Below are 22,992 nucleotides of genomic sequence, written 5' to 3' on the forward strand. Positions count from 1 at the left end.
TCGGCGGCTGGTAGTAAAAAATTAACGATCAACAACCCAACACTAACGCCAAGCAGCCCTATACAGGCATATGTCGGCTTGGTTATTAAACGAAAATCAAACAAGAATTGTCTCTACACAAATGGTTCTACAAGTGCCGAAGCTTCAGTTTTCTGGCAACAGCAGTGAACATAGACGAAGACCGTTAAAGTAAAGTTTATGAAACTTCATCAAGAGGGTGAAAAATTAAAAAGCTATCTTAGATATGAATATGGTAGCGTTGTCCAATGAACGGTTCGTGTGTCAGGAAATGGTGAATATGAAAAAGAATAAGAGGTCTGGTGAGAAGTCTGATCACCCCAAAACAAAGGCGCTCGTTGAACCTGCGCCCAAGGTTGGGGCCTGGTCGAAGTTACGAAATTATTTTCTGACGGGTATTGTCGTAACGGCACCAATCGGTATCACGATCTATTTAACTTATGTGTTCGTTGATTTCGTCGATGCAAATATAACACCCTTGATTCCGGCCCGGTATAACCCTGAAACATACCTGCCGTTTGGCGTTCCGGGTTTGGGCGTTCTGATCGCTGTTTTCGCGTTGATCCTCATTGGCTTTTTGACAGCCAACTTTTTAGGTCGGTCCTTCCTGCATTTTGGGGAACGGATTGTCGGGCGGATGCCTGTCGTTCGATCCGTTTATAATGCCTTGAAGCAGATCATGGAAACGGTCCTTGCCCAATCCAGTACTTCCTTCAGGGATGTTGTGCTGGTTGAATATCCCCGCAAGGGTTTGTGGGCCATTGCTTTTGTGACGAGTACCGCCAAAGGTGAAGTCGCGGAACTGGATGACGAAGACATGATCGGGCTGTTCCTGCCAACAACTCCAAATCCAACATCAGGATTTCTACTCTTTTCTCCAAAACGAGATTTGAAATTCCTCGATATGTCCGTGGAAGAGGGGGTTAAGCTTGTTATTTCAGCCGGTATGATCTGGCCGGAAGATCAGCTTCCTGAAAAAGTTCAGCCCCAACCAAACGATCAGGACGGTGAAAATACAGTGAAAAAAGAAACCGCTTAACCTGACCGCAAATAGTGAATAGCGCTATCTCTTTCAAATAAATAGAGAAGGGTGCGGACAGCATTTCCGCGCTTTGATTGAAGTTCTGGATCTTTCTCAAGGAAAAGCCGGGCGTCATCCCTTGCGATAGTGACCAGATGTCCGCATTTTTCCAGTTCCGCAATTTTAAACTCGGGCAGGCCACTTTGCCGGGTGCCCAAAAGTTCCCCAGCCCCGCGCAATCGCAGATCCTCTTCGGCGATCACAAAACCATCTTCGGTTTCGCGCATGATTTTAAGACGGGCTTTTTGAGTCTCTCCAAGGGGACCGGCATATAATAAGAGGCAATTTCCAGCGAGACCGCCGCGGCCGACCCTGCCGCGCAACTGATGAAGCTGCGCAAGTCCGAAGCGTTCGGCATGTTCGATGATCATGACGGTTGCCTCGGGCACATCAACACCCACTTCAATGACAGTTGTTGCCACAAGGATTTGCGTCTCCCCTGACTTGAAGGCCTCCATCGCGGCTTCTTTCTCGTCAGATTTCAGCTTGCCATGGACAATGCCAACCTGACCGGGATACAGGGCTTCCAGATAGGTCTTGCGGTCTTCCGCAGCCGCAAGATCACTGACCTCGCTTTCTTCAACAAGAGGGCACACCCAATATATACGTTCATTTTCCGCTATTTTTCGCCCCAAGCCTGTCGCCAGGGCATCCAGTCGTTCAATTTCAATAGCCCGTGTGTCGACCGGCTTTCGTCCCGGTGGCTTTTCATCAATGATCGACACGTCCATATCGCCGTAGGCCGTCAGGGCCAAAGTGCGTGGAATGGGTGTTGCGGTCATCACAAGCACATCAACCCCGCCGGTCTCTGGTTTTCCTTTGGCGCTTAAGGCCAAGCGCTGGTGCACACCAAAACGGTGTTGCTCATCAATGACCGCAAGACCCAGATCATGATATTGAACATCCTCCTGAAACAGAGCATGGGTTCCAATGGCCACATGGATCGTTCCCTCAGCCAGTTCCTGTAAAACGGCAGCCCGTTTTTTACCCTTCAGGCGTCCGGTCAATAAGGTGGTTTTAAGGCCAAGTTGTTTGAAATATGGATCCAGGCCTTCCAAATGCTGACGCGCCAGAATTTCAGTGGGGGCCATCAGGGCTGCTTGCGCCCCGTTTTCCAAAGCCTGCAGGATGGTCATAAGGGCAACCATGGTTTTACCGCTTCCCACGTCCCCCTGAACCAGTCGCAACATCCGATAGTTTGCGGTTAGATCCGCCGATATTTCTGAAATTGCGCGGCGTTGAGCCCCTGTTAAAGCAAAGGGAAGCAGATCAATGACCGCTTCCGTCAGGGTTCCATTGCTCGGCAGGGACCGGCCTTTCTTACGTTTCATACTCCGCCGGGCAAGCTCCAACGCCAATTGATTTGCAAATAACTCATCATATGCCAGCCGCTGCCTTGGAAGACTTTCTGGCTCCAGATCCTTCTCCCCCGTTGGATTATGAACCGTCATGACGGCAGTTTTCCAATCGATCCATTTTTCCCGGGTGATCAATGTCGGGTCCTGCCATTCAGGAAGGACGGGCACGAAAGAAAGGGCCTGTTGGATGGCTTTGCCCAGCATATTATTCGTTATACCCCCCGTTAGCGGGTAAACAGGCTCATGAATTGAAATATCAGCGTGATCATTAACGTCGAGAATATGATCGGGATGGGTAATTTGATAAACGCCGCCATATTCTTCAAGCTTTCCGGCAACGATCCTTTGTTTATCCAGTGGAAGTTTTTGCTTTAAATAGTCTTCCCGTCCGTTAAAGAAAGTCAGTGTTAAAGCTTCGCCATTAACATCGCAGTCTATTTTGTAGGGAACCCGACGGCTTCTGGATGGATGGTGTTTTCGGGTGGTCACGGTCACAATCACCTGACCTGTTACATAATCCGGTAACAAGTGGTCGATTTTTTGCCGTGTCACGATACCGCTGGGCAGATGCCAGACAAGATCAATGACATGTTCGCCCGTTAATTTACGCAGCAAACCCATCATGCGCGGCCCCACGCCTTTTAGACTTTCAGCTGATTTGAAAAGCGGAAATAGTAATTCCGGGCGCATACGGGATCCTTGCCTATATCAGAAAGATAATCATGTTGTTGCGTAGCTTAATGCTGACAGAAGGGAACATAAAGGGTATATCCTTGCTCATTCAATAAAAGAGCTAGTCATGACCGAAGATATTGTTATACGCCGAAAACGTCTGTTACATCGTTCCCGCTATACCGGAATGAAAGAGACTGACCTGATGCTGGGACGGTTCGCTGAGAAATATGTGCATACATTTGATCAGGGTGAACTGGACCTCTATGAAACATTGTTACATGCAGGGGATCCCAGTATTTATGCCTGGGCTGTTGGGCGGGAAGAAACACCCGCAGAGTTTGATACGCCCGTCATGGACAAGCTCAAGAATTTCGCAGTATTTGAACATGATCCGGCTAATTTAAGACGTGATGACTAACACCCTTCAGTCCAGCGTAATCAGTAAACTGATTGGCCTCGAAAAAACCAACCAAAACTGCCGTCTTGAATCTGTTCCTGAAGGATATGACGCATATTTGCTGGCGAAAATAGCCGCGCAGGCGTCGCACGACATTCTTTATGTTCTGCGCGAAGATATCCGCATGGCCGCGACAGAATCGACCCTTAACTTTTTTGATCCTTCTTTGGAAGTGATCAGCATTCCCGCCTGGGATTGTCAGCCCTATGACCGGGTCTCTCCCAACTCCGAGATTGTCGCCCACCGCATGACAAGCCTTGCCCGATTGACAGAAAGGGCGGAAAAGCCGCGCATCATTCTGACCACGGTCAACGCGATGTTACAACGCACTCCTTCCATAGACATGATCAAAGGGGCCAGGTTCTCTGCGAAGGTAGGCGACACTGTTGATATTTCAGCGTTGACCGCGTTTCTGGTTGCCAACGGTTTTTCCCGGATCGGTACTGTGATGGAGCAGGGGGAATTCGCAGTTCGCGGCGGATTGATAGATATTTTCCCACCTGCCCTGAAAGAACCTGTGCGTCTCGATTTTTTTGGTGATACTCTTGAAGGGATCAGAACCTTTGACTCGCTCAGTCAAAAATCAACTGGCAAACTGAAACAAATTGAATTTACAGCAGCAACGGAATTCCTGTTGGATGATGCCGCCGTTACCCGGTTCAGAAAAGGGTATCGCGAGAATTTTGGAAGTGTAACAGGCGACGACCCTTTGTATGAAGCGGTCAGTGAAAAGCGCAAACATGCCGGTATGGAGCATTGGTTACCCTTGTTCCATGACAAAATGCAGCTGATAACGGACTTCCTGCCAGATGCGATGATCTTTCTGGATTATTTGTGTGATGAATCTAGGGACGCCCGTCTGGAAACAATCAAGGATTATTTCGAAACCCGCGAAGCGGCCGCCATTGGTAAAAATGTCGACTATCACCCGCTTTCACCTGAAAAACTGTATGTCACACTGGAAGAATGGAACGACTTGCTGTCGGTTCGGGCAACGTGCCAGATTTCTCCATATCGCAGCGGCGCTGAAGGCGCGGACATTTTCGATGCTCAAGGAAAAGAAGGGCGTGATTTTGCCCCTGAACGAAAACTTCAGGACAGCAATATTTACGACCATCTGCGAAAGCATATTACGCAGATACTGGGGCAGGGCAAACAGACCATTTTGACCCACTTTTCAGAAGGCTCCCTGGAAAGAAACGAAAAGGTTCTGAAAGACCACGGGATCAGCCCGATCAGTCGTATTTCGTCTTTTGAAGACCTTAAAAGCAACCTGAACATCCCTTATTTAACCGTATTGGGTTTGGAAAAAGGCTTTGAGGCACCAGATTTCGTTGTCATTGGAGAGCAGGATGTTTTGGGAGACCGTCTTGTTCGGCCCCGTAAAATATCCCGTAAAAGTGACAATTTCATTGCCGAAGCTTCACAGCTATCGCCAATGGATTATGTTGTTCACGTTGATCATGGTGTAGCTCAATATGAAGGATTGAAAACCATCGATATTTCCGGCGCACCGCATGATTGTGTCACGCTGTTATATGATGGTGGGGACAAAATCTACCTGCCTGTTGAAAATATTGAAATGCTGTCCCGTTATGGCGGCGCTGACGCGGGGGCGACCCTTGATCGGCTTGGCGGTAGTGGCTGGCAGGCTAAAAAAGCCAAGCTGAAGAAAAAGGTCATGGAAATGGCCGATCAGCTTATTAAAATTGCCGCATCCCGCCACTTGAAAAAAGCCGAACGATTGATACCGCCGGATGGGGCGTATGCAGAATTTTGTGCGGGCTTTCCATTTGAGGAAACCGAAGATCAGCTAAATGCCATCAATAATACGCTGGATGATTTGACCTCTGGCAAACCCATGGACCGATTGATCTGTGGGGATGTTGGGTTCGGTAAAACAGAAGTAGCGCTGCGGGCTGCTTTTTCAGCCTCCCTTGCTGGCAAGCAGGTCGCAGTTGTAACGCCAACAACGCTTCTGTCCCGTCAACATTACAAAACTTTCAGTCAACGATTTTCTGGCCTTCCCGTTAATGTTGCGCAACTGTCCCGCATGGTCACAACGAAAGAGGCAAACCTGACCAAAAAAGGGCTGGCCGCCGGTCAAGTGGATATTGTGATCGGTACTCATGCTTTGCTTGGAAAAAGTGTCGATTTCAAAAATCTGGGCCTTGTGATCGTCGATGAAGAGCAGCATTTTGGTGTGGTTCATAAAGAACGACTAAAAGAAATGCGAGCGGACCTGCATGTTCTGACATTGACAGCAACCCCCATACCCAGAACCTTGCAACTGGCAATGACAGGCATTCGGGATCTATCGATTATTGCAACCCCGCCTGTGGACAGACTTGCTGTTCGCACATTTGTCTTGCCCTTCGATCCGGTTGTGATCCGCGAAGCCTTGCTGCGCGAACATTATCGAGGCGGCCAAAGCTTCTTTGTCTGCCCCCGATTGGCCGATTTGAAAGAAGTCGGCAAATACCTGAAAGAGCATGTCCCCGAAGTCAAATTTGTAACGGCTCACGGACAGATGCCCGCAAAAGAGCTGGATGACACCATGAACGCCTTTTATGACGGGGCTTATGATGTTCTGGTCGCAACAAATATTGTTGAGTCTGGTTTGGATATTCCAACAGCCAATACCCTTATAACTTATCGCGCGGATATGTTTGGTCTGGCGCAACTTTACCAAATTCGGGGTCGAATTGGCCGTTCGAAAACGCGGGCCTATGCGTATCTGACGTTACCCCCCCGCAAAAAACCGACAGCCGCAGCCGAACGGCGGCTGCGTGTTCTTCAATCTCTTGATACCTTGGGAGCAGGCTTCACATTAGCCAGCCATGACCTTGATATTCGTGGTGCCGGAAACCTGCTGGGGGATGAACAATCCGGTCACGTGAAAGAGGTTGGGTTCGAGCTATACCAGGAAATGCTGGAAGAAGCCGTTGCGGCTGCCCGTGATGGTACCCTTGAGGGCGGTGAAGAAGCCGAAGATAAATGGTCCCCATCGATCAATATCGGTACATCAGTGTTGATTCCTGAGACTTATGTCTCTGACATTACGGTCCGGATGGATTTGTATCGCCGGATCGCGGCCCAGGACACAGAACAGGAAATAAATGCATTTGCTGTTGAAATGGTCGACCGTTTTGGCTCGATGCCGGAAGAGGTTAAACATCTGGTGGAAGTCATGACCATCAAACAATATTGTAAAGCCGCAAATATTGAGAAAATTGAAGCGGGACCAAAAGGGGCCGTTTTGACCTTCAGGGATAATCGTTTTGATAATCCGGGCGGACTGGTCGCTTTCATATCGAAACAACCCGGTTCGGCGAAATTGCGAGCCGATCACAAAATGGTCTACACTCGGTCGTGGGATCACCCGGATGATCGTTTGAAAGGTGTTTTATGGTTGTCCCAAAATTTGGCCAAAATTGCCAAGGCAACATAGGGTCAGGAACATGCAGATAGGGCTAAGTGACGAAAACAAGGATCAGATCGCGACGGAACTTGGTCGGTTCTTCGCCACAGAATTTGACGAAAATATCAGCCATTTCAGAGCGTTACAACTCGTAGACTTCATGGTGAAGAAAGTGGGTCCGTCACAGTATAATCAGGCTGTGACGGATATTCAGGCATTCCTGCTCTCTAAGGTCGAAGATCTGGACATCGAATTTAACCAGCAGGAAGAAGACTGACCCTCCTAAGAGGTCGCTTCTTTACCTTCTGCCTCGATCTGTTCAATGACCTGTATAAAGGTTGCAGGATCCTGTGCACCTGACAACGCATATTTGTTGTCAAAAATGAAGAACGGCACGCCGCTGATACCCATTTCACGGGCCCGCGCATCTTCTTGGGACACAAGTTCGACATCGGCGTCACTTTCCAGAAGGTTCTTGACGATCTCGACATCCATTCCTGCTTCTTTGGCAGCATCGATCAACACCTGGTCATCGCCCAGATCGGCCCCTTCCATAAAAAATTTCCGAAACAGGATTTCCACGACTTCATTTTGCAAGCCCGCTGTTTCGGCCCACCGAATAAGCCGGTGCGAATTCAACGTATTGGGAGATCGCTTTACCTTGCCGAATTGAAAGTCAAGTCCGACGGCGGCACCCGCCTGCCTGACATTTTCATACAATTCTTTGGCCCGTTCTATGCTGCCAAATTTTTGGGTAATGAATTCCGTCCGATCGGCGCCTTCTTTGGGCATATCGGGATGAAGCTGAAAGGGATGCCAAGTAATCTCGACATCCAGATCAGGTCGCTCTGCCAACGCAGTTTCTAGTTTGCGTTTGCCAATAAGGCACCAGGGACAGACCGTATCAGAGACAATATCTATTTTCATAGGATATAGGATAGGGAGCCCGGCGGTCTGAAACAAGCCCCTTATTTGAATGATTGTTCCAGAATTAACTGGCCGCCGCTTGTGTTGTGACCATACTCACACCTTTGCACCGTCGAATGGTTTCTTCGACAGTTTCCTGTTCCGCCATTTCAGCCAATCCCATCTCAACCGTAGCGGCAACCGGTTTATCCTGTCCCGCAACCGCAAATTCGGTCGTTTTTGTAACACCGTAAACACGATTTAGGGCAAAGCGGGCCTGATCAATTCCGGTGCCGGGCAGGGCGATCAGAAATTTGTTCCCTTCATACCGACAGCAAATATCTTCACCGCGCACCAGAAAGGAAATGATATTTCCAATCTGCCGCAAGACCTGATCCCCGGCGGCATAGCCGAATTCTTCGTTAATGGCGCCCAGATTAGTGATATCCAAAGTCGCAATCGTCAAATACTTGTCTTCCGCACGATGATCTGAGATCAGGTTGTTCAGATGGGCCCGCATGAAGCCAAAAGAATACAAATCGGTGGGACCATCTGTAACCGGCAGCGGTTTTGACGTTTTAAAAAGCTTTTGAAGGGAAAATCGATAGTCAGCCTGATTGATATGCAAAAAGGTTCTTACGCGCAGATTTTTCATTTCAGACGGATTTAAAACAATATCGGAAGCGCCGTGGATATAAGCCGCCTGCCGATTGCTTTCATGATCAAGAATAAAGATGATTGGCAGATTGAAAAGCCGGCTATTTGCCCGAACATCGTTGGCGAAGCGAAGATTCACATCTCCTTGGCCTGCCCCTAACAGGATCATCGCGTCATATTGCGTAGACTGCAACTCGTCCATCGCTGACACGGCGTTTTGGCAGACATTTATCTGGGTTCCGCGATCCAGCTGCAACATCACTTGGCCTAAAACGTCGCTCTCTGTACCCACAAGAAGAATATTTTTGCTGATTTCGTCTGATACGGGATCCGGAAGATCTTTTGTTTTCAGCCCATATAGCGCCGTGGTTTCAGAGCGTCTTATAAATTCACGTTTCATGACCTGCAGGCGCACAAGAGAGGCAAGCCGTCGTTCCAGTTCCATATCACAAAATGTCGTGGGGATAGACTGGATGCTGTCTGAAAAAGGATTTTCTCCGATGATCAGGATTTGAGAAGTCTGTTCGGTCAATGCCTCCTTCAAGCCGGATAACTGATCACGCCCATCATTATTCAGGAACAAAATCAGGTCATATAAAGGGGAGACAATTTTTTCACTTTTGAACTTGGAATAGTCCATTCTTGAGGCGGCATATCCAAAGCCCGTCAGGCATTTGGTCAGGGCCGCTTCCTCATTATTCGAAACGACCAAAATCTGAGCGGAGACAGACATATTTTTTCTTCCCTGATTTATTAGTACCCTATTGAAGCAAAATTTAGTTAAAATTGTCTTTTTCGCGGGCCAGAATTTTGAGAAATCTCAAAGCCTTGATTTTATTCGGCCTGCAGTGAATGATGTGCGCCAATGAAACAAGAAAAAATGAGGAGATAAACAGTGAATTCACCCACATTTCTAGAGGGAAAACATGCTCTGGTGACAGGAGCCTCTTCCGGATTAGGGTGGCAGTTTGCTCTGACGCTTGCCCGGGCTGGCGCCAAAGTTACGCTGGCTGCGCGCAGTACCGATAAGCTGGAAACACTGGCGAAGGAAATCGAAGGCTTCGATGGCCGCGCCCTACCTGTTCGGATGGATGTAACAGATGTTGCAAGTATCCGTTCGGCAGTTGCCGCCGCTGAAACAGAATTGGGACCGGTTGATATTCTGGTCAACAATTCAGGAATAAGCGCGTTGTCTCCTTCGGAAGCCATTAGTGAAGAAGATTTCGACGCTGTGATGGATACAAATGCCAAAGGGGCTTTTTTTGTCGCGCAGGCGGTCGGTCAAAGCATGATCAAACATGGGCATGGCGGTAAAATTATCAATATCGCGTCCGTCGCCTCAAACCGGGTCTTGAAGCAGAATATTGCCTATTGCATGTCAAAAGCAGCCGTTAAGCATATGACAGCCGCCCTTGCCGATGAATGGGGGCGTTATAACATCAATGTAAATGGCATTAACCCTGGATATATTGTCACTGGTATTAATCGCGATTATTGGGAAACGGATCACGGGAAAAAACTGATCAGTCGTTTGCCGCGCCGCCGTGTGGGGGATCCTGAGGTGTTGGATGGCGCTTTACTGCTTCTTGCAGGACCCGGCTCTGATTTCATGACCGGTAGCATGATTGATGTTGATGATGGTCTAACAGCCAAGGGATTCTGATTTTTCTCTGGACAACAGGTGATACCCAGATCAGGTTTCACCTGTTTTTCCCGGACGCAAATTCAGGGAAACTACAAAATGTTTAGCTTCTTCATCTTCCATGCTGGTCATCGATGCCAGAAGCATTGACGCCCCTGTAACACCTTCTTTATGTGCGATAAGCTTGCTGTGGCCGGCCCCCATAGCCTCATCAACAGTTTCGAGATAACATTCTTCAATCATTTCAAGGATTGACGGATCAATTTCAACGCTCATCCAAAAATTTCCACTTAAAATTTAAACAAGCTTTCGGTGACCAAAACCCATTTTATCCAATCAGGGATATCAGCCAGAATGAAAGCAAGTGACATAGTACAGTATTAAAAATAGACAGCTTGCACACATCTGTCATCCAATTATCTACCTGTCACTTTTTTAGAAACACATCAATACCACTTACTTTAAATCATAAATAAAAGTATAGGTTGTATTATGTGTCCTCAAAGAAATTTTATTGTCGTTGGCGGTGGGGTCGGACCCGCAGCTGGCGTTGCTTTTCATCAGAAACTTATTGATATGCTTGATAACCGAGGCATGGGAGATCAGGGGCATGCCCCGGTAATTCATCTTTCAATGTCACCCTACGTTCTTGATCGGACTGCGTACCTGCTTAGTAACCAACAGGGGATCAATCCTGGAACGGCCATGGGATCTTCCGTCAATGCCGCCTGTCTTGCATTTGAAGGAGTGGCGCAGAAATTTGTGGTCGGCGTTCCCTGCAACACTTTTCACTCTAAAGTTGTGTATGAAGCCTATCTCGAACAATTGGAAAGCAACCAGATTTGCCCCATCAACATGATCGAAGAGACAAAAAATTACATTCAGCAGAAGCTGCCGACCGACAAGATCATCCTTTTGTCGACCTCTGGCACTCGGGAAACCCAAGTCTATAGTTCGCAAATTCCAGTTCTCGAAACTAGGGATGTTCCCAACCCACAGGACAAAAACACTAAGAGACTGAGTTACTTCCTAACGCAGGAAGGAAATCCTGACCTAAGGAAAATCAGTGTTGCGCCGCAAGCGGCTGTCATGGCTGCAATTTATGACCCGGAAATCGGTGTAAAGGGAAGTGAGCCCAATTTTTCCCAAGCAAAATGGGTTTTTGATGTTGTCATCGATCTATTGAAAGAAGGCCATGCCCAACGGTCTGCAAAAAAGGAAAATTACAGCGTCATTATGGGGTGCACAGAAATACCGCTGGCCTATGCCTATGGCGAAGGCCCGCTCATTTTAGGAGAGTTCGAAAAATATATCGATCCAATGGAAATCCTGGCCGCCCGCTTGATCACTGCCGCGGGGTATCCGCTTAAACGGGCGTTTGCAGAAAAGTATGATTACATGTTGAGTTCAGAAGTGCTCGCAGAACCGGAGGACAGCGCACAAATTCGCCTTCACGTCGAAGACTTTGCGGAAAACATCAAGATCCGGTCGAAACTGTAATTGCCGAAGACCCTTGCGTTTGAACCAGCCCCCTGGATATAGTTACAAATAAAACTAATTAGCGGGAGGATAAAGGGTCGTGCAAAAACCAGAAGGCATTATCGTAGGGGGAGGGCTCGTTGGTTTGACGTTGGCCCTCGCCTTGCACCAAAAAGGATATAAATGCCGCATTTATGAGACCGTTCCTGAACTATTACCGCTTGGTGTCGGGATTAACCTTCTTCCGCATTCCGTCCAAAATCTGGCGAAACTGGGTTTATTGGACGCCCTTAAAAAGGTTGCGATCGAAACATCCAGTCTCAGCTATTATACCGAAGATGGGAAAACAATCTGGAGCGAACCCAGAGGCTTGGCCGCCGGTTATGACGTCCCTCAGTTTTCCATACATCGCGGCGATTTTCATATGATCCTGTTGGCGGCAGTCAAAGAACGCCTGGGCGAAGACTGCCTGTTTATGGATCACCGTTTCAGTCGTTATGAACAGGATGGCGACGGTGTAACGGCCTATTTCACAAACCATGCGGGTACCCAGGAACAGCAAACAGTCCATGCTGACTATCTGGTTGGCGCAGATGGCATCAATTCCCGTTTACGTAAGATATTGTATCCTGATGAAGGACCGCCGCACTATTCCGGTCAAATGTTATGGCGCGGAGTGACAGAAATGGCGCCCTTCAAGGACGGGAAATCCATGTTCATGGCGGGACATAATGATTTGAAACTCGTCGCTTATCCGATCCGGGCGGAAAGTGCGGCGCGTGGAAAATCCTATATTAACTGGATCGCAGAACGGCGGATCCCGTCTGATTTAGCGGGACGGCAGGCTGATTGGAATGCAGAAGGCCTGTTATCAGAGTTCAAATTTGATTTTGACTCGTGGGATCTTGGTTGGCTGGACGTTAACGCATTATTTGATAACGCAATTTCCATTCACAAATTTCCCATGATTGACCGGGACCCAATTCCGAAATGGAGCTTTGACAGGATCACCCTGATGGGTGATGCGGCCCATGCCATGTATCCGAATGGATCCAACGGAGTGTCTCAGGGCGTACTGGACGCCATGGAGTTTGTTTCCCTATTGCAAAAGGGCGGAAACATTACCGATATTCTGACACAATATGAAGGTAATCGGCGCCCGCATACAACACGCATCAGTCTTGCCAATCGGGAGACAGGGCCGGAAAAGGTCATGGAAATGGTGAAAGACGCCTGTACCGGAGACTGCGCGGACACGCATACCTGTATTCCGGCCGACAAACTGGAAGAGGTTGCGACAGCGTATAAAAAACTTGCTGGATTTGATAAGGAGAGCTTGAAAAAAGCCCTTTAAAGGGTTTTGAACATGCAGACGCGCGGTTGCCTATCCAGACCCTGCGCTTTTTCCTGTTGACGAATTTCCAAAAGCGCGGGCCACGCCGCGGATGGCGTAAAAACTGTATATCCCATGCTCTCATAAAAAGGGGCGTTGAAAGGTATAAATTCATAGGTCGTCAGGGTTATCTTTTGATAGCCCTGATCCCTGGCCCATTTTTCTGATAGTCCAAGCAGTTGTTTTCCAATTCCCTGCCGCATATATCGGCGTAAAACTGAGATTTCCTTAAGGTGCGCCTGACCGTCAATTGACTTCACAAAAGCAAACCCAATAGGCTTGTCGGCTGCATCGCAGGCAACAAGCAGCAGGCACTCTTTTTCAAGTCCAATCGAGTAGGCATCAGAATTAACCGGCAGGTCAGCAACGTTTTCAAGGCCATATGCACGTAAAGCTTCCCCTGCATCCATCTCAATTGCCGAAATTTCGACACAATCCTGCTTTTTAGCATTTCTATAAAGGAAAATGATTACATTCCATTTTTATATTTTTTCAGATTTTGGTTCTTCTCGCGAACCGGCTTCAACGCTATTGCGGTATCAACCAGAAATCCTAGAGAATAATTAAGCCGCTCGGTTAGTTCCAGATCCAGACTATTCGGCGGTGTATCTGCAAAAAGCTTTGTCACATTTCGTAAAATCATGTGATCGGGTAGCCACATCAGCATGTTGTTTTTATATCCGCTCATCCGTAGTTCAGCAACAGGATAGGCGCCGCCCATACCAGAACTAATTCCGATCAACTGACAGGGTTTATGGGCCAGTTCACCCTTGTCGCACATCAATAGGAAGTTTTTAAGATGAGGAGGGGCCATTCCAGCCCATTCAGGAACCACAAAAACAAATCCATCACACTCAGACAACTTACGTGAAAGCGGCAACCAGTTTTGACTAACCGGACTATTGCTATCCCATTTGTCTTCAGTCCATAAAGGAAGGTCCAGCAGACGCAAATCAAAAATCTCTGTATCGCAATCCAAATGAGTCCGGTGCAATAAACCATCAACGTAATGAGATACTCGGGAAGACTCAGAATTTTCCCTGATACTTCCAATTACTATACCAATTTTGATCATGCTATTTCCTTAAAGTATGTAGACCTTTTAGGTAAGCACGCCTGTAATTACGTCAAGCAAAACTAATGAGGACGGGGGTTTCATTGGTTAATAAAAAGACACCCCCGCCTGATTAGCAAAATTTTATTTTAAGGCAGGAAGGGCTAAAATAGTCGAACTTCCGGCCCCATTTCTTAAGGCATGAACCGGGGCAAGGTCTGGATCCTGGCGCCACGCACGCGCATGGTCAATTGATGGAAATTCGAGGATTGCAATAACATCCGGTATTTCACCAGTCGCTTCCAACGCTTCAGGAGCAGGAAGCCCGCCAAGTACTTTTCCCTGATGTTTCGCCAGGGCGTCCGACGACACTTTTTTATACTCATTCATTTTATCCGGATGTTTTACAGAAATAAGCGCGATGAATTGTACTGACATTTCAAAAACCTTTAATTGTGGAAGTTGTTGCTTTTTATCTAGCCAGCATCGACTTGATAATAAATGCTAAACATTGCGAAAAATCTGTGCAAAAATGCACATATGGAAGATTGGGATAGTTACAAATTTATACTGGCTGTGGGGCGGCACGGTAGCCTGAGCGCTGCAGCGCGATCGCTTTCTGTGAACCACACGACGGTTTCCAGAAGAATTACCGCCATTGAAGAAAAAATGAATGTTCGGTTATTCGACAGAATCGCTAAAAATTTTGTGCCAACAGATGCCGGACATAAAGCGATTGCCTCGTCTGAGCGCATTGAGAAGGAAGTCTTTGCGTTGCGCCGTGAAATCGCATCTAAAGACTCGGAAATTGCAGGTCCCTTACAAATTACGGTCGCTGATCAGCTATATCAGACCTATATCGCAGATATCGTGCATTCCTTTATGGCCCTATATCCTCAAATCGACATCACCGTCCGAACGGCGAGCGAGAATTTCAATCTTAGCAAAAGGGAAGCCGACGTTGCCATCCGGGTCGGAGATCAACCGGACACCCACTTATTTGGTCGCCGCATTATGCGGCAAAATCGGTGCTTTTATATCTCTGACACTTACTTGTCCCATTTGCAAGCAACAGATGGGACAATAGACAAATCAACAAACATAAAGTTTATCAATCATGTAGAATGGTCCTCAACTATTTTAGATGAACTGAAAAAAGTATATCCAGGCTGCAATGAAATTCTTAAAACAGATGCGATGATTGTTCTTCTGACCGCTGTTAAAAAGGGGGTCGGTGTTAGCCGATTGCCCTGTTTTTTAGGGGAGAGTGATCCCGATCTTGTACAGTTACCCGGCTGCACGCCCACAAAAAATAAGGATATTTGGGCGCTCACCCATCCCGATCTAAAGAATGTGTCGCGGATCCGGTTGTTTATGCAATTCGTGTCTGACAGATTGAAAAATCACACCGACATTTTCTTGGGAAAGGGATGATATTACAGCATTACATTAATTAAGATTAACAATAAATAAAGGAAAGATGAAGTAAGAAGACATTAGTTTAAACGAAAGTTTTTGGTATCAAATGAGCGAAATCGAAACATATTTATCTGCGATCAGGTTCACTATTTTAGCGATCGCATTTTTATACTTTTTTCGAATTCGCCGACAGGTCCCGTATTCAGACAAAGGGATAAATCTTATTCAAGTTGGTTTCGGTGCCTTAGCTGTCGCGGGACTTGCCAACTTACTATTCCTATCGCCAGTTTTTATTGATACTTTTTCTCCCACTTTCGAAACACGTGACATCATCCGTATTTCCTATAACAGCGCATATTATGTGGGTATTCTTTGCGTCGTTATTGGTCTCATACGATGGAGTAAAGCTGTCATTCTATTGAATGATCAAATCAGAAAAAGACGGACTTTACAAAAAGAATTAGAGGAAAATAATAAATTCCTGAGCTTACAGGCCCGAGATCTTGAGGTTTTGACCGTTGAATATATCGAGCAGCGGGAAGTGGCCATACAGGCGGAAAAATCGAAAACTGATTTTTTAAGAAATACCAGTCACGAACTCAGAACTCCATTGAATGCGATCATTGGTTTTGCCGATATTCTGAGGGGCAGCCCCCCGGTTTCGGATGAAGAAAAAAAGGAATACGCCAATTATATTTCTGTTTCTGGCAACAGACTTCTTAATCTGGTGAACTCCATCATCGAAATGGCCCACATAGATACCCGAAATTATGTGGCTAAAATCGAGCCATTGAATATCCTGGAAACGCTTGATCCTTTGGTAAAGCATATGCGATCAATCGCAAAAAACAGGGACATTACGATAAAAATAAAAGCAAACGGTGATACACCAATCTTTGCTGAGTTTGACGAAAACGCAACCCGGCAGGCTATAATGCACGTGCTTGATAATGCCATTAAGTTCTCACCTGCAGAAGACACTATTATTGTCCAGATATCTGAACAGCTTAAAACCGACTTCGTCGCCATTTCTGTCACTGATAATGGCCCCGGAATTCCGCCCGAGCAAATAAAAACAGTCTTCGATATTTTTTCCAAATCTGGAAATGCTTTGACGCAGGCAGATGAAAATCTTGGTCTTGGCCTGACTTATTTTCAGAAATTGGCTGAATTGCAAAATGGTAAAGCGGCTGTCGAAAGTGACGGTAAGAACGGCACGACATGTATCTTGTACTTACCAAAAGTACGACACACCACCAATCAAGCGAAACCAGACGCCATCGAAACTGACGACTTAAAAGTAAGCCCAGAAACATAACCTGACGGTTAGGTTCACAGAATGGGCTTGATGCGAGCCTTAATAAGGCCAATCCATCAGGCAATTCCTCTGCAATCTGGATCAAAAATAAATCACGCCACGCAAAATGTACAAAGATTAAAATCAAACCTAGAAGCGCCCATCTGTTCCGATTGCTAAAAGGGGAGCTTATAATCTCTGGGAAGACCTAACCATTCCAAGGCGGGTTCTGGTGCTGTGAATATATTCACTGTCGGCAACCCTTCGTTCAGGAAGCTACCATACATGCGGGAAATACCGTGGGTTAGTTTTGAAGCTGTAACAAATGCGATTGGAAAAACACCGCGCCAGGCCATCTTCTGTTGAACGAAGTTATTTACCTTCCGCACATCATCACTTGTGAGATCAATCCGTTCACAAGCTCTGAAATCAACAAAACTGCCATATCCGGGCAATAGTCCAGGTGTTTCATTCGCTTCCGTTGCGACACGCATCAGAATGTCGAAATTTAATACCGCACCATGTCTAATAAAAATCACACCTGCGGTTTTATCAAGAAAAACTTTATGTGAGAAAGCATCCGAGTTGCTCGTCATTAGTATAAACGTCCATTTCAAATTGAATTTTTCACGTTATACAAACTGAACTGGTTTTATTCTGGATACGAAGAGAGTATCTTGTCAAGTCATTCAACAAATAAGCGTAGAATAGTATGACGTTTCATATCTGGCTTAAACCAGCCGATACAATCTGAAAATAAACCCACTATCGATATAGCAATGGCAGGGAATAAATCAGAACACCGTTGTTTTGGTGCGGGAGAAAACAAAGAGAGAAGGGCCGGGGATCAAACGCCCCATGTTCCTGCATCTGGTCTTTCACATTATCAAGACCAATAAACCCTTTTGTGCGGTCCGAACCTGAAACTGTTTACAGTTCCGCCATTAGACTGGTCGAAGGTTCAAAAAAGCCCGAAATTCTAGTCTTATCCCGAATTTACCGTGATGGACCATAGGGATTTCTCGATATTTTGGTGACGGCAGCATTGTGTGTCAGCAAGGCGCCAGGGGTATAAGTCGCGTTTTCCAGAATATTGGGACGGCCATTTTCGACCACCCCCCCTCCAATCTGGTCTGGTCAGGTCACATTTCCATATTAAGGGCAGGCGCGATTTCAATTGATCCGCCACCCTTTATATGTGGGCATGGCTTTGTCATCCTGATTGCAGCCTCTATATCTTCAGCCTCGAGGATTGTGTAGCCAGAGATCGGATTGGCCCCTCCATCATCGGTAACGGTTCCATCTGATTGAATTGTTTTGGAGGGTCCGACAGGCAACCCTGGCTCAGCGACAGCATCCCCTAATGATTCCATCCAAGTACGCCATTCTGCCATATGTTGCGCCCCGTCTTCATTCGATTCAATTTTGGGTTGGCCATGATAAGCCAATACAAATTTGGGCATGTCTTAATCCTTTTCGCTACAAGTGTGTTGAGAAGAAGAATTTTGACATCGATCTAAATATGATCAAGATCATATTAAAAATAATGCTATGCTTGCCCGATATTGGAGAAAACCCATGCCTTATAGCGCCGAGCACAAAAAAAACACCCGCGCCACCATCATCGAGACGGCACGGACCCTTTTTAATATTCATGGATTTCGGGGGGTGACGATTGGCATGATCATGAAGCAGGCCGGCCTGACCCATGGCGGTTTTTACAATCATTTTGATAACAAAGAAGCGCTTTATGCAGCGGCGGTCAAAAGTTTTCTTGGCGGGCGCGGGGCCCAATGGCGCGAAGAGGCCGGTATTGATCCCAGCCGTCTCAATCCTGAAATGGCCCAACATATGCTGGACAGTTATTTGTCAAACGAACATCTGGAAGATATGGAAAACCAATGTCCGATGATTGCCCTGCCGTCTGATGTGGCGCGGGCCAGTCCCGATGTCCAACAGGCCTATCAGGAACTTCTAACAGCAATGGTTTGGCTGTTTGAAAACACCTTGGACGGTCCAGAAGAAGGCGTGCGGCAACGCGCCTTATCAATGGCAGCCCTTTGCGTTGGTGGCATGGTGCTTGCCCGGACCCTTCCGGATTCAGGACTTGCAATAGAAGTTCGCGACGCGGCGCTCAAAGCGGCCAGTGATATGAGAGAAGTGTCTACAGCTACCCCATGAGATTTATCTATTGGGATCAGGTATCGCTTTGCAACCTGCTTGCTTTAACGCCAAAAAAGATTGAGAAACCTCGCTTTTTTCCTACCCTTCGCGGATAACGGTGAGGTGCGGACCCCGCATATAGAATAGATCGATTTCGCAATTTTCGAAATATGAGTTGGCTGTCTCACTTGGGGCGAAATGCATGGCACTTCACCGGGCTTAACCAAAGATTGCCAGCCTGCAAACGTTTGGATGCCCTGTTGATACCAGTGTTCTGTACCATTAGTCTGTTCGCCTTGATTTGTTTGAAAAGCACTTTAGGATCGCGTGAAAAATAACCGCATTAAAACCAATAGGTTACATCTTACTTGATCGTTAGGGTGAAGATAAAGTGGCGGAGGGACGGGGATTCGAACCCCGGAAGGGCTTGCACCCTTGCTGGTTTTCAAGACCAGTGCATTCAACCGCTCTGCCATCCCTCCGCAATACTCAAAATCAATTATTATCGATTTTGAAGGCCAAAAGACCTTCGTCTGTTTGGCGTTCGAGACGTTTACTCGTTCAGGCACCACGCTGTCAATAGGGTAGATTGGTAAAAAATCATTTTTGGTAGAAAAAAGAGGCAATTATGAACAAGTTTCGGCCATGCAATCGTTGCACCATATGGCTGGGTATGGCAAAAAGGATAAAAGCTTGTTCTAAGAGGGGTAAATGCTGAAAATTTCCACAAAATTAGGATCTTTGGTTGTCGCAGTTGCGATGGCAATGCCGATCAGCAGCGCGGTCGCTGCAAAAAAGGAATTTGGTCTGTGGCTAGAAGAATTGAAAGCGGAAGCCCACGCCAATGGAATTAGTAAGCCGATACTCGATACTGCCTTTCGAAATGTGAAGTTTAAAGAAAAAATTATTACTTTGGATCGCAAGCAGCCCGAAGTAACACAGACCTTTCAGCAATATATGGCGAAAAGGCTCCCGAAATCCCTCGTTGATATGGGAAAAGCCCGGCTGCGCAAACATAAAGCCGTATTGGATGAGGTGAGCCGGATATATGGTGTTCAACCCCGCTTTATCGTCGCTTTGTGGGGTGTGGAAACCCGTTTTGGAAAATATACAGGCGGGTTTAATGTTGTCGAAGCCTTGACCACACTGGCATATGATGACCGCCGCGCCGATTATTTTCGCAAAGAACTGATGATCGCACTGAGGATTCTCGAAGACAGGCATATTAAGCCCGGCGACATGAAAGGGTCCTGGGCAGGAGCCATGGGTCAAGCTCAGTTTATGCCATCAAGCTTTGTGAATTTTGCGGTCGATCATGATAAGGATGGTCGGCGCGACATTTGGACAACCAAACCGGATGTTTTCGCGTCTGCGGCAAATTACTTATCTAAATCGGGCTGGCGTGGGGATCAGACATGGGGACGGGAGGTTAAGCTTCCGGCCGACTTTGATAAGAACCTGATCAGCCTGAAGATACAAAAGCCCATGCAGGAATGGCAGAATTTGGGTGTCAGAAAAGTAAACGGCACAGATTTACCCACCCGCCAGCTCGTGGGCTCGCTTGTCCAGCCAAAGGGCGGGAATGGGCAGACTTTTCTGGTCTACAATAATTACCGGACCATTTTGAAATGGAATTATTCAACTTATTTTGCCATGTCCGTTGGACAGCTGGCAGATAAATTGGTTTCGCCTTAATCTAAAAGGGTTATTGCAGTATGGGTATTACAAGACATTTTCGGCATTTCAGAATTATCGGCACGACCACAGCGATATTGATTTCGGCGGGTTTATTATCCGGTTGCGCCGAGATTAGTTTGCTGGGGCATGCTGCATCTGAGATGAAATCATCAGATAACACGGATTTGTCAAAGGTCAATCGGGGGAGCCGGAAAGTCGGGAAGCCCTACAAAGTAGATAATATCTGGTATTATCCGGCAGAAGATCCACAGTATAGCGAAACCGGTATTGCATCCTGGTATGGCGAGCCATTTCATGGACGTAAAACTGCGAACGGTGCAGTCTATGACATGAACCAGCTGACAGCAGCCCATAAGACCCTGCCTATGCCGACAGACGTCAGGGTCACCAATCTGGAAAATGGCCGTTCGCTGGTCGTAACCGTTAATGATCGCGGGCCATTTGTCCATGGCCGGATCATTGATCTCTCACGGCGGGCTGCGCAGCTTCTGGGTGTTATTCGAAATGGCACGGCCAAAGTTCGCGTAGAGTTGGCCAATCCGGCCGGGCAGGATGTACGATATCTTGCAAAAGCAGAAACAACAGAAGAAGAAAAGAAAAAAGTAAAAGCGGCGCCCAAGGCAGATGTACAAACAGCCACATTGGCACCGCCAAGCGATGTTAAGGCCGCGCCAAAACCGGATGTGGCTGAATTGCCCAAACCAGTGGATAGGGCAAACGAAACAACACCGACCCCGTCCGTCCCGGATAATGTACTATCAGTAGAGCCTGTCGCGGACAGTGAAATTTTTATTCAGGCAGGCGCGTTCATCGATTTTAACAATGCTAATCGGCTAAGCGCTCAACTATCCGGTCTTGCACCAACAAAAGTAAATCAGGTTCTGGTGAACGGTCAGGATTTCTACCGTGTTCGGCTTGGGCCCGTTTATAGCGTGGACGAAGCGGACATTCTATTGGCGAAACTGATCAATTCTGGTCATACAAATGCCAGAATTATCATCGAACAACAGTGACCGACCCTTCGATACTCAGATTAAAGAATGTGACTTTGAAAATTATTTGGCAGAAAAAAAGTGAGAGAATGTTGAAATTTCTTCCCGCTATCGGAATCAAACTCAGAAAAACGCTTGTTTTTGCAGCCGCGGTAACTGGTCTCACGATCATGGGATCGTCGGCGCAGGCGTTGGAAACAGCTGCCCGGCAAGCCTTTCTAATGGATATGGATACCGGTGCCGTTCTTCTTGAAAAAGATGCCGATACCTTAATGCCACCCGCATCAATGAGTAAATTGATGACAGTGACCATGTTGTTTGAACGGTTGAAAGACGGCTCACTTAAAATGGATGATACATTTCCAGTAAGTGAAAAAGCCTGGCGTAAAGGGGGCTCCAAAATGTTTGTGGAGGTCAATAAACGTGTCAAAATCGGAGACCTTCTTCGCGGTATCATTGTTCAATCCGGTAACGATGCCTGCATAGTTGTCGCCGAGGCTTTGGCCGGGTCAGAAGCTGCCTTCGCAGACTCAATGACCGCCCGCGCCCGAGAAATTGGACTCGAAAAAAGTATTTTTGCGAACGCTACCGGTTGGCCGGACCCTAATCACCGCATGACTGCCCGGGAACTGGCGCTGCTTTCTAAATACATAATCCGGAATTTCCCCGATTATTATGGAATATTCAGCGAAAAAAGTTTCACCTTTGGCAAAACCAACAAAGGTAAAGACATCAAACAAGGAAACCGCAACCCGCTTTTATATTCAAATAATGGCGCGGATGGTCTGAAAACCGGTCATACGGAAGAATCCGGTTACGGCTTGACGGGCTCAGCAAAACGCGGGGATAGACGTTTAATCCTTGTTGTTAATGGGTTATCCAGTGCAAAGGAACGGGGCAGGGAGTCAGAACGGTTGCTGGAATGGGGATTTCGCGAGTTTGACAATTACGCCTTGTTTAAAAAAGATCAGGAAGTTGCCAAAGCGCGCGTCTGGTTGGGCGAAAAGGAACTGGTTTCCCTTTCCGTCGAAAAGGACCTGACCGTCACGATGTCTCGTAAAGACAGACGATCCATGCAGGTCAAACTGGTCTATAACGAACCTATTCCGGCCCCAATTCTTAAGGGAACCCCCGTCGCACGGCTGATCATTACTGCGCCAGAGATGGAAACCATCGAAGTTCCATTGATTGCGTCAGAAGACATTAGCCGGCCCGGCATTTTTGGCCGCGTCAGCGGAGCCATTAAATACGTTCTTTTCGGGGCTTCAGCCAACTAGGTATT

The 22,992-nt window shown here is 47.1% G+C and carries 22 protein-coding genes and 1 tRNA gene; 13 read left to right on the forward strand and 10 right to left on the reverse strand.

Features of this window, described 5'->3' with window-relative positions:
* Window positions 1-298 precede the first annotated feature (298 nt).
* Window positions 299-1,057: a DUF502 domain-containing protein gene (locus tag OIR97_RS10070; RefSeq protein ID WP_169545504.1), complete on the forward strand. Its 759-nt coding sequence runs from the start codon at window positions 299-301 to the stop codon at window positions 1,055-1,057.
* On the opposite strand, the gene recG is transcribed toward OIR97_RS10070, so the two are convergent.
* A complete protein-coding gene (gene recG / locus OIR97_RS10075; RefSeq protein WP_169545505.1) occupies window positions 1,054-3,147 on the reverse strand; it encodes an ATP-dependent DNA helicase RecG in 2,094 nt (697 codons plus the stop codon). The two genes, OIR97_RS10070 and recG, sit on opposite strands and share 4 nt — an antisense overlap.
* Before the next feature lie 109 nt (window positions 3,148-3,256).
* On the opposite strand from recG, the gene OIR97_RS10080 reads away from it, so the two are divergent.
* The 3 genes from OIR97_RS10080 to OIR97_RS10090 are packed head-to-tail and all read left to right on the forward strand — an operon-like array spanning window position 3,257 to window position 7,287.
* Window positions 3,257-3,550, forward strand: a complete 294-nt coding sequence (locus OIR97_RS10080; protein ID WP_169545506.1) for a succinate dehydrogenase assembly factor 2 — start codon at window positions 3,257-3,259, stop codon at window positions 3,548-3,550.
* Entirely contained in the window at window positions 3,543-7,040 is a 3,498-nt protein-coding gene (gene mfd, locus OIR97_RS10085) for a transcription-repair coupling factor (protein ID WP_169545507.1), read from the forward strand. Before OIR97_RS10080 ends, mfd begins: the two co-directional genes overlap by 8 nt.
* A gap of 10 nt (window positions 7,041-7,050) precedes the next feature.
* Window positions 7,051-7,287, forward strand: a complete 237-nt coding sequence (locus OIR97_RS10090; protein WP_169545508.1) for a DUF2164 domain-containing protein — start codon at window positions 7,051-7,053, stop codon at window positions 7,285-7,287.
* A 5-nt stretch (window positions 7,288-7,292) separates the two neighbouring features.
* On the opposite strand, the gene OIR97_RS10095 is transcribed toward OIR97_RS10090, so the two are convergent.
* A complete protein-coding gene (locus OIR97_RS10095; protein WP_169545509.1) occupies window positions 7,293-7,937 on the reverse strand; it encodes a DsbA family oxidoreductase in 645 nt (214 codons plus the stop codon).
* A gap of 64 nt (window positions 7,938-8,001) precedes the next feature.
* Window positions 8,002-9,306 carry a diguanylate cyclase domain-containing protein gene (locus OIR97_RS10100; protein WP_169545510.1) on the reverse strand — a complete coding sequence of 435 codons (1,305 nt, stop codon included), beginning with the start codon at window positions 9,304-9,306 and terminating at the stop codon, window positions 8,002-8,004.
* Between the two features lie 162 nt (window positions 9,307-9,468).
* Between OIR97_RS10100 and OIR97_RS10105 the strand changes: the two genes are divergently transcribed.
* Window positions 9,469-10,236: an SDR family NAD(P)-dependent oxidoreductase gene (locus OIR97_RS10105; RefSeq protein ID WP_169545511.1), complete on the forward strand. Its 768-nt coding sequence runs from the start codon at window positions 9,469-9,471 to the stop codon at window positions 10,234-10,236.
* 30 nt (window positions 10,237-10,266) lie between these two features.
* Here OIR97_RS10105 and OIR97_RS10110 read toward each other — a convergent pair whose 3' ends face one another.
* Window positions 10,267-10,491: a hypothetical protein gene (locus tag OIR97_RS10110; RefSeq protein WP_169545512.1), complete on the reverse strand. Its 225-nt coding sequence runs from the start codon at window positions 10,489-10,491 to the stop codon at window positions 10,267-10,269.
* 216 nt (window positions 10,492-10,707) lie between these two features.
* Between OIR97_RS10110 and OIR97_RS10115 the strand changes: the two genes are divergently transcribed.
* Together OIR97_RS10115 and OIR97_RS10120 are read left to right on the forward strand one after the other, a co-directional pair.
* Entirely contained in the window at window positions 10,708-11,715 is a 1,008-nt protein-coding gene (locus tag OIR97_RS10115; protein ID WP_169545513.1) for an aspartate/glutamate racemase family protein, read from the forward strand.
* A 79-nt stretch (window positions 11,716-11,794) separates the two neighbouring features.
* Window positions 11,795-13,048, forward strand: coding sequence for a flavin-dependent oxidoreductase (locus OIR97_RS10120; RefSeq protein WP_169545514.1), 1,254 nt, complete (start codon window positions 11,795-11,797; stop codon window positions 13,046-13,048).
* Here the strand turns inward: OIR97_RS10120 and OIR97_RS10125 are convergent.
* The 3 genes from OIR97_RS10125 to OIR97_RS10135 form a co-directional block, all read right to left on the reverse strand.
* The gene (locus OIR97_RS10125; protein WP_169545515.1) at window positions 13,045-13,497 is read right to left on the reverse strand and encodes a GNAT family N-acetyltransferase; all 453 of its coding nucleotides are present in this window, start codon (window positions 13,495-13,497) and stop codon (window positions 13,045-13,047) included. The two genes, OIR97_RS10120 and OIR97_RS10125, sit on opposite strands and share 4 nt — an antisense overlap.
* Window positions 13,498-13,556: 59 nt before the next feature.
* Complete coding sequence (locus OIR97_RS10130) at window positions 13,557-14,162, reverse strand: NADPH-dependent FMN reductase (RefSeq protein ID WP_169545516.1); 606 nt, start codon at window positions 14,160-14,162, stop codon at window positions 13,557-13,559.
* A gap of 123 nt (window positions 14,163-14,285) precedes the next feature.
* Window positions 14,286-14,579 (reverse strand): DUF1330 domain-containing protein, encoded by a 294-nt coding sequence (locus tag OIR97_RS10135; RefSeq protein ID WP_169545517.1) that lies wholly within the window; start codon window positions 14,577-14,579, stop codon window positions 14,286-14,288.
* 63 nt (window positions 14,580-14,642) lie between these two features.
* Between OIR97_RS10135 and OIR97_RS10140 the strand changes: the two genes are divergently transcribed.
* The gene (locus tag OIR97_RS10140) at window positions 14,643-15,575 is read left to right on the forward strand and encodes a LysR family transcriptional regulator (RefSeq protein ID WP_169545518.1); all 933 of its coding nucleotides are present in this window, start codon (window positions 14,643-14,645) and stop codon (window positions 15,573-15,575) included.
* Between the two features lie 91 nt (window positions 15,576-15,666).
* Window positions 15,667-16,878, forward strand: coding sequence for a sensor histidine kinase (locus OIR97_RS10145; protein WP_169545519.1), 1,212 nt, complete (start codon window positions 15,667-15,669; stop codon window positions 16,876-16,878).
* Window positions 16,879-17,033: 155 nt separating this feature from the next.
* On the opposite strand, the gene OIR97_RS10150 is transcribed toward OIR97_RS10145, so the two are convergent.
* Window positions 17,034-17,453 carry a hypothetical protein gene (locus tag OIR97_RS10150; protein WP_169545520.1) on the reverse strand — a complete coding sequence of 140 codons (420 nt, stop codon included), beginning with the start codon at window positions 17,451-17,453 and terminating at the stop codon, window positions 17,034-17,036.
* A gap of 546 nt (window positions 17,454-17,999) precedes the next feature.
* On the reverse strand, window positions 18,000-18,320 hold the full coding sequence (locus OIR97_RS10155; RefSeq protein ID WP_169545521.1) for a YciI family protein: 321 nt from the start codon (window positions 18,318-18,320) through the stop codon (window positions 18,000-18,002).
* 115 nt (window positions 18,321-18,435) lie between these two features.
* Here OIR97_RS10155 and OIR97_RS10160 point away from each other — a divergent pair, with 115 nt between their 5' ends.
* The gene (locus tag OIR97_RS10160; protein ID WP_169545522.1) at window positions 18,436-19,038 is read left to right on the forward strand and encodes a TetR/AcrR family transcriptional regulator; all 603 of its coding nucleotides are present in this window, start codon (window positions 18,436-18,438) and stop codon (window positions 19,036-19,038) included.
* Window positions 19,039-19,412: 374 nt separating this feature from the next.
* Here OIR97_RS10160 and OIR97_RS10165 read toward each other — a convergent pair.
* Window positions 19,413-19,502, reverse strand: a tRNA-Ser gene (locus tag OIR97_RS10165).
* Window positions 19,503-19,731: 229 nt separating this feature from the next.
* Between OIR97_RS10165 and OIR97_RS10170 the strand changes: the two genes are divergently transcribed.
* The 3 genes from OIR97_RS10170 to OIR97_RS10185 all read left to right on the forward strand — a co-directional run bounded on the left by OIR97_RS10170 (window position 19,732) and on the right by OIR97_RS10185 (window position 22,987).
* Window positions 19,732-20,715, forward strand: coding sequence for a lytic murein transglycosylase (locus OIR97_RS10170; RefSeq protein WP_169545523.1), 984 nt, complete (start codon window positions 19,732-19,734; stop codon window positions 20,713-20,715).
* 20 nt (window positions 20,716-20,735) lie between these two features.
* The gene (locus OIR97_RS18710; protein ID WP_169545524.1) at window positions 20,736-21,731 is read left to right on the forward strand and encodes a septal ring lytic transglycosylase RlpA family protein; all 996 of its coding nucleotides are present in this window, start codon (window positions 20,736-20,738) and stop codon (window positions 21,729-21,731) included.
* Window positions 21,732-21,799: 68 nt separating this feature from the next.
* Window positions 21,800-22,987, forward strand: a complete 1,188-nt coding sequence (locus tag OIR97_RS10185) for a D-alanyl-D-alanine carboxypeptidase family protein (protein ID WP_169545525.1) — start codon at window positions 21,800-21,802, stop codon at window positions 22,985-22,987.
* Window positions 22,988-22,992 lie beyond the last annotated feature (5 nt).

This window comes from Sneathiella aquimaris (genome assembly GCF_026409565.1).
GTDB lineage: Bacteria > Pseudomonadota > Alphaproteobacteria > Sneathiellales > Sneathiellaceae > Sneathiella > Sneathiella aquimaris.

Coding starts and splice junctions, on each gene's coding strand:
- OIR97_RS10070 (WP_169545504.1), top strand. CDS start 299: ATGAAAAAGAATAAGAGGTCTGGTGAGAAGTCTGATCACCCCAAAACA.
- recG (WP_169545505.1), bottom strand. CDS start 3,147: ATGCGCCCGGAATTACTATTTCCGCTTTTCAAATCAGCTGAAAGTCTA.
- OIR97_RS10080 (WP_169545506.1), top strand. CDS start 3,257: ATGACCGAAGATATTGTTATACGCCGAAAACGTCTGTTACATCGTTCC.
- mfd (WP_169545507.1), top strand. CDS start 3,543: ATGACTAACACCCTTCAGTCCAGCGTAATCAGTAAACTGATTGGCCTC.
- OIR97_RS10090 (WP_169545508.1), top strand. CDS start 7,051: ATGCAGATAGGGCTAAGTGACGAAAACAAGGATCAGATCGCGACGGAA.
- OIR97_RS10095 (WP_169545509.1), bottom strand. CDS start 7,937: ATGAAAATAGATATTGTCTCTGATACGGTCTGTCCCTGGTGCCTTATT.
- OIR97_RS10100 (WP_169545510.1), bottom strand. CDS start 9,306: ATGTCTGTCTCCGCTCAGATTTTGGTCGTTTCGAATAATGAGGAAGCG.
- OIR97_RS10110 (WP_169545512.1), bottom strand. CDS start 10,491: ATGAGCGTTGAAATTGATCCGTCAATCCTTGAAATGATTGAAGAATGT.
- OIR97_RS10115 (WP_169545513.1), top strand. CDS start 10,708: ATGTGTCCTCAAAGAAATTTTATTGTCGTTGGCGGTGGGGTCGGACCC.
- OIR97_RS10125 (WP_169545515.1), bottom strand. CDS start 13,497: ATGGATGCAGGGGAAGCTTTACGTGCATATGGCCTTGAAAACGTTGCT.
- OIR97_RS10130 (WP_169545516.1), bottom strand. CDS start 14,162: ATGATCAAAATTGGTATAGTAATTGGAAGTATCAGGGAAAATTCTGAG.
- OIR97_RS10135 (WP_169545517.1), bottom strand. CDS start 14,579: ATGTCAGTACAATTCATCGCGCTTATTTCTGTAAAACATCCGGATAAA.
- OIR97_RS10140 (WP_169545518.1), top strand. CDS start 14,643: ATGCTAAACATTGCGAAAAATCTGTGCAAAAATGCACATATGGAAGAT.
- OIR97_RS10145 (WP_169545519.1), top strand. CDS start 15,667: ATGAGCGAAATCGAAACATATTTATCTGCGATCAGGTTCACTATTTTA.
- OIR97_RS10150 (WP_169545520.1), bottom strand. CDS start 17,453: ATGACGAGCAACTCGGATGCTTTCTCACATAAAGTTTTTCTTGATAAA.
- OIR97_RS10155 (WP_169545521.1), bottom strand. CDS start 18,320: ATGCCCAAATTTGTATTGGCTTATCATGGCCAACCCAAAATTGAATCG.
- OIR97_RS10160 (WP_169545522.1), top strand. CDS start 18,436: ATGCCTTATAGCGCCGAGCACAAAAAAAACACCCGCGCCACCATCATC.
- OIR97_RS10170 (WP_169545523.1), top strand. CDS start 19,732: ATGCTGAAAATTTCCACAAAATTAGGATCTTTGGTTGTCGCAGTTGCG.
- OIR97_RS18710 (WP_169545524.1), top strand. CDS start 20,736: ATGGGTATTACAAGACATTTTCGGCATTTCAGAATTATCGGCACGACC.
- OIR97_RS10185 (WP_169545525.1), top strand. CDS start 21,800: ATGTTGAAATTTCTTCCCGCTATCGGAATCAAACTCAGAAAAACGCTT.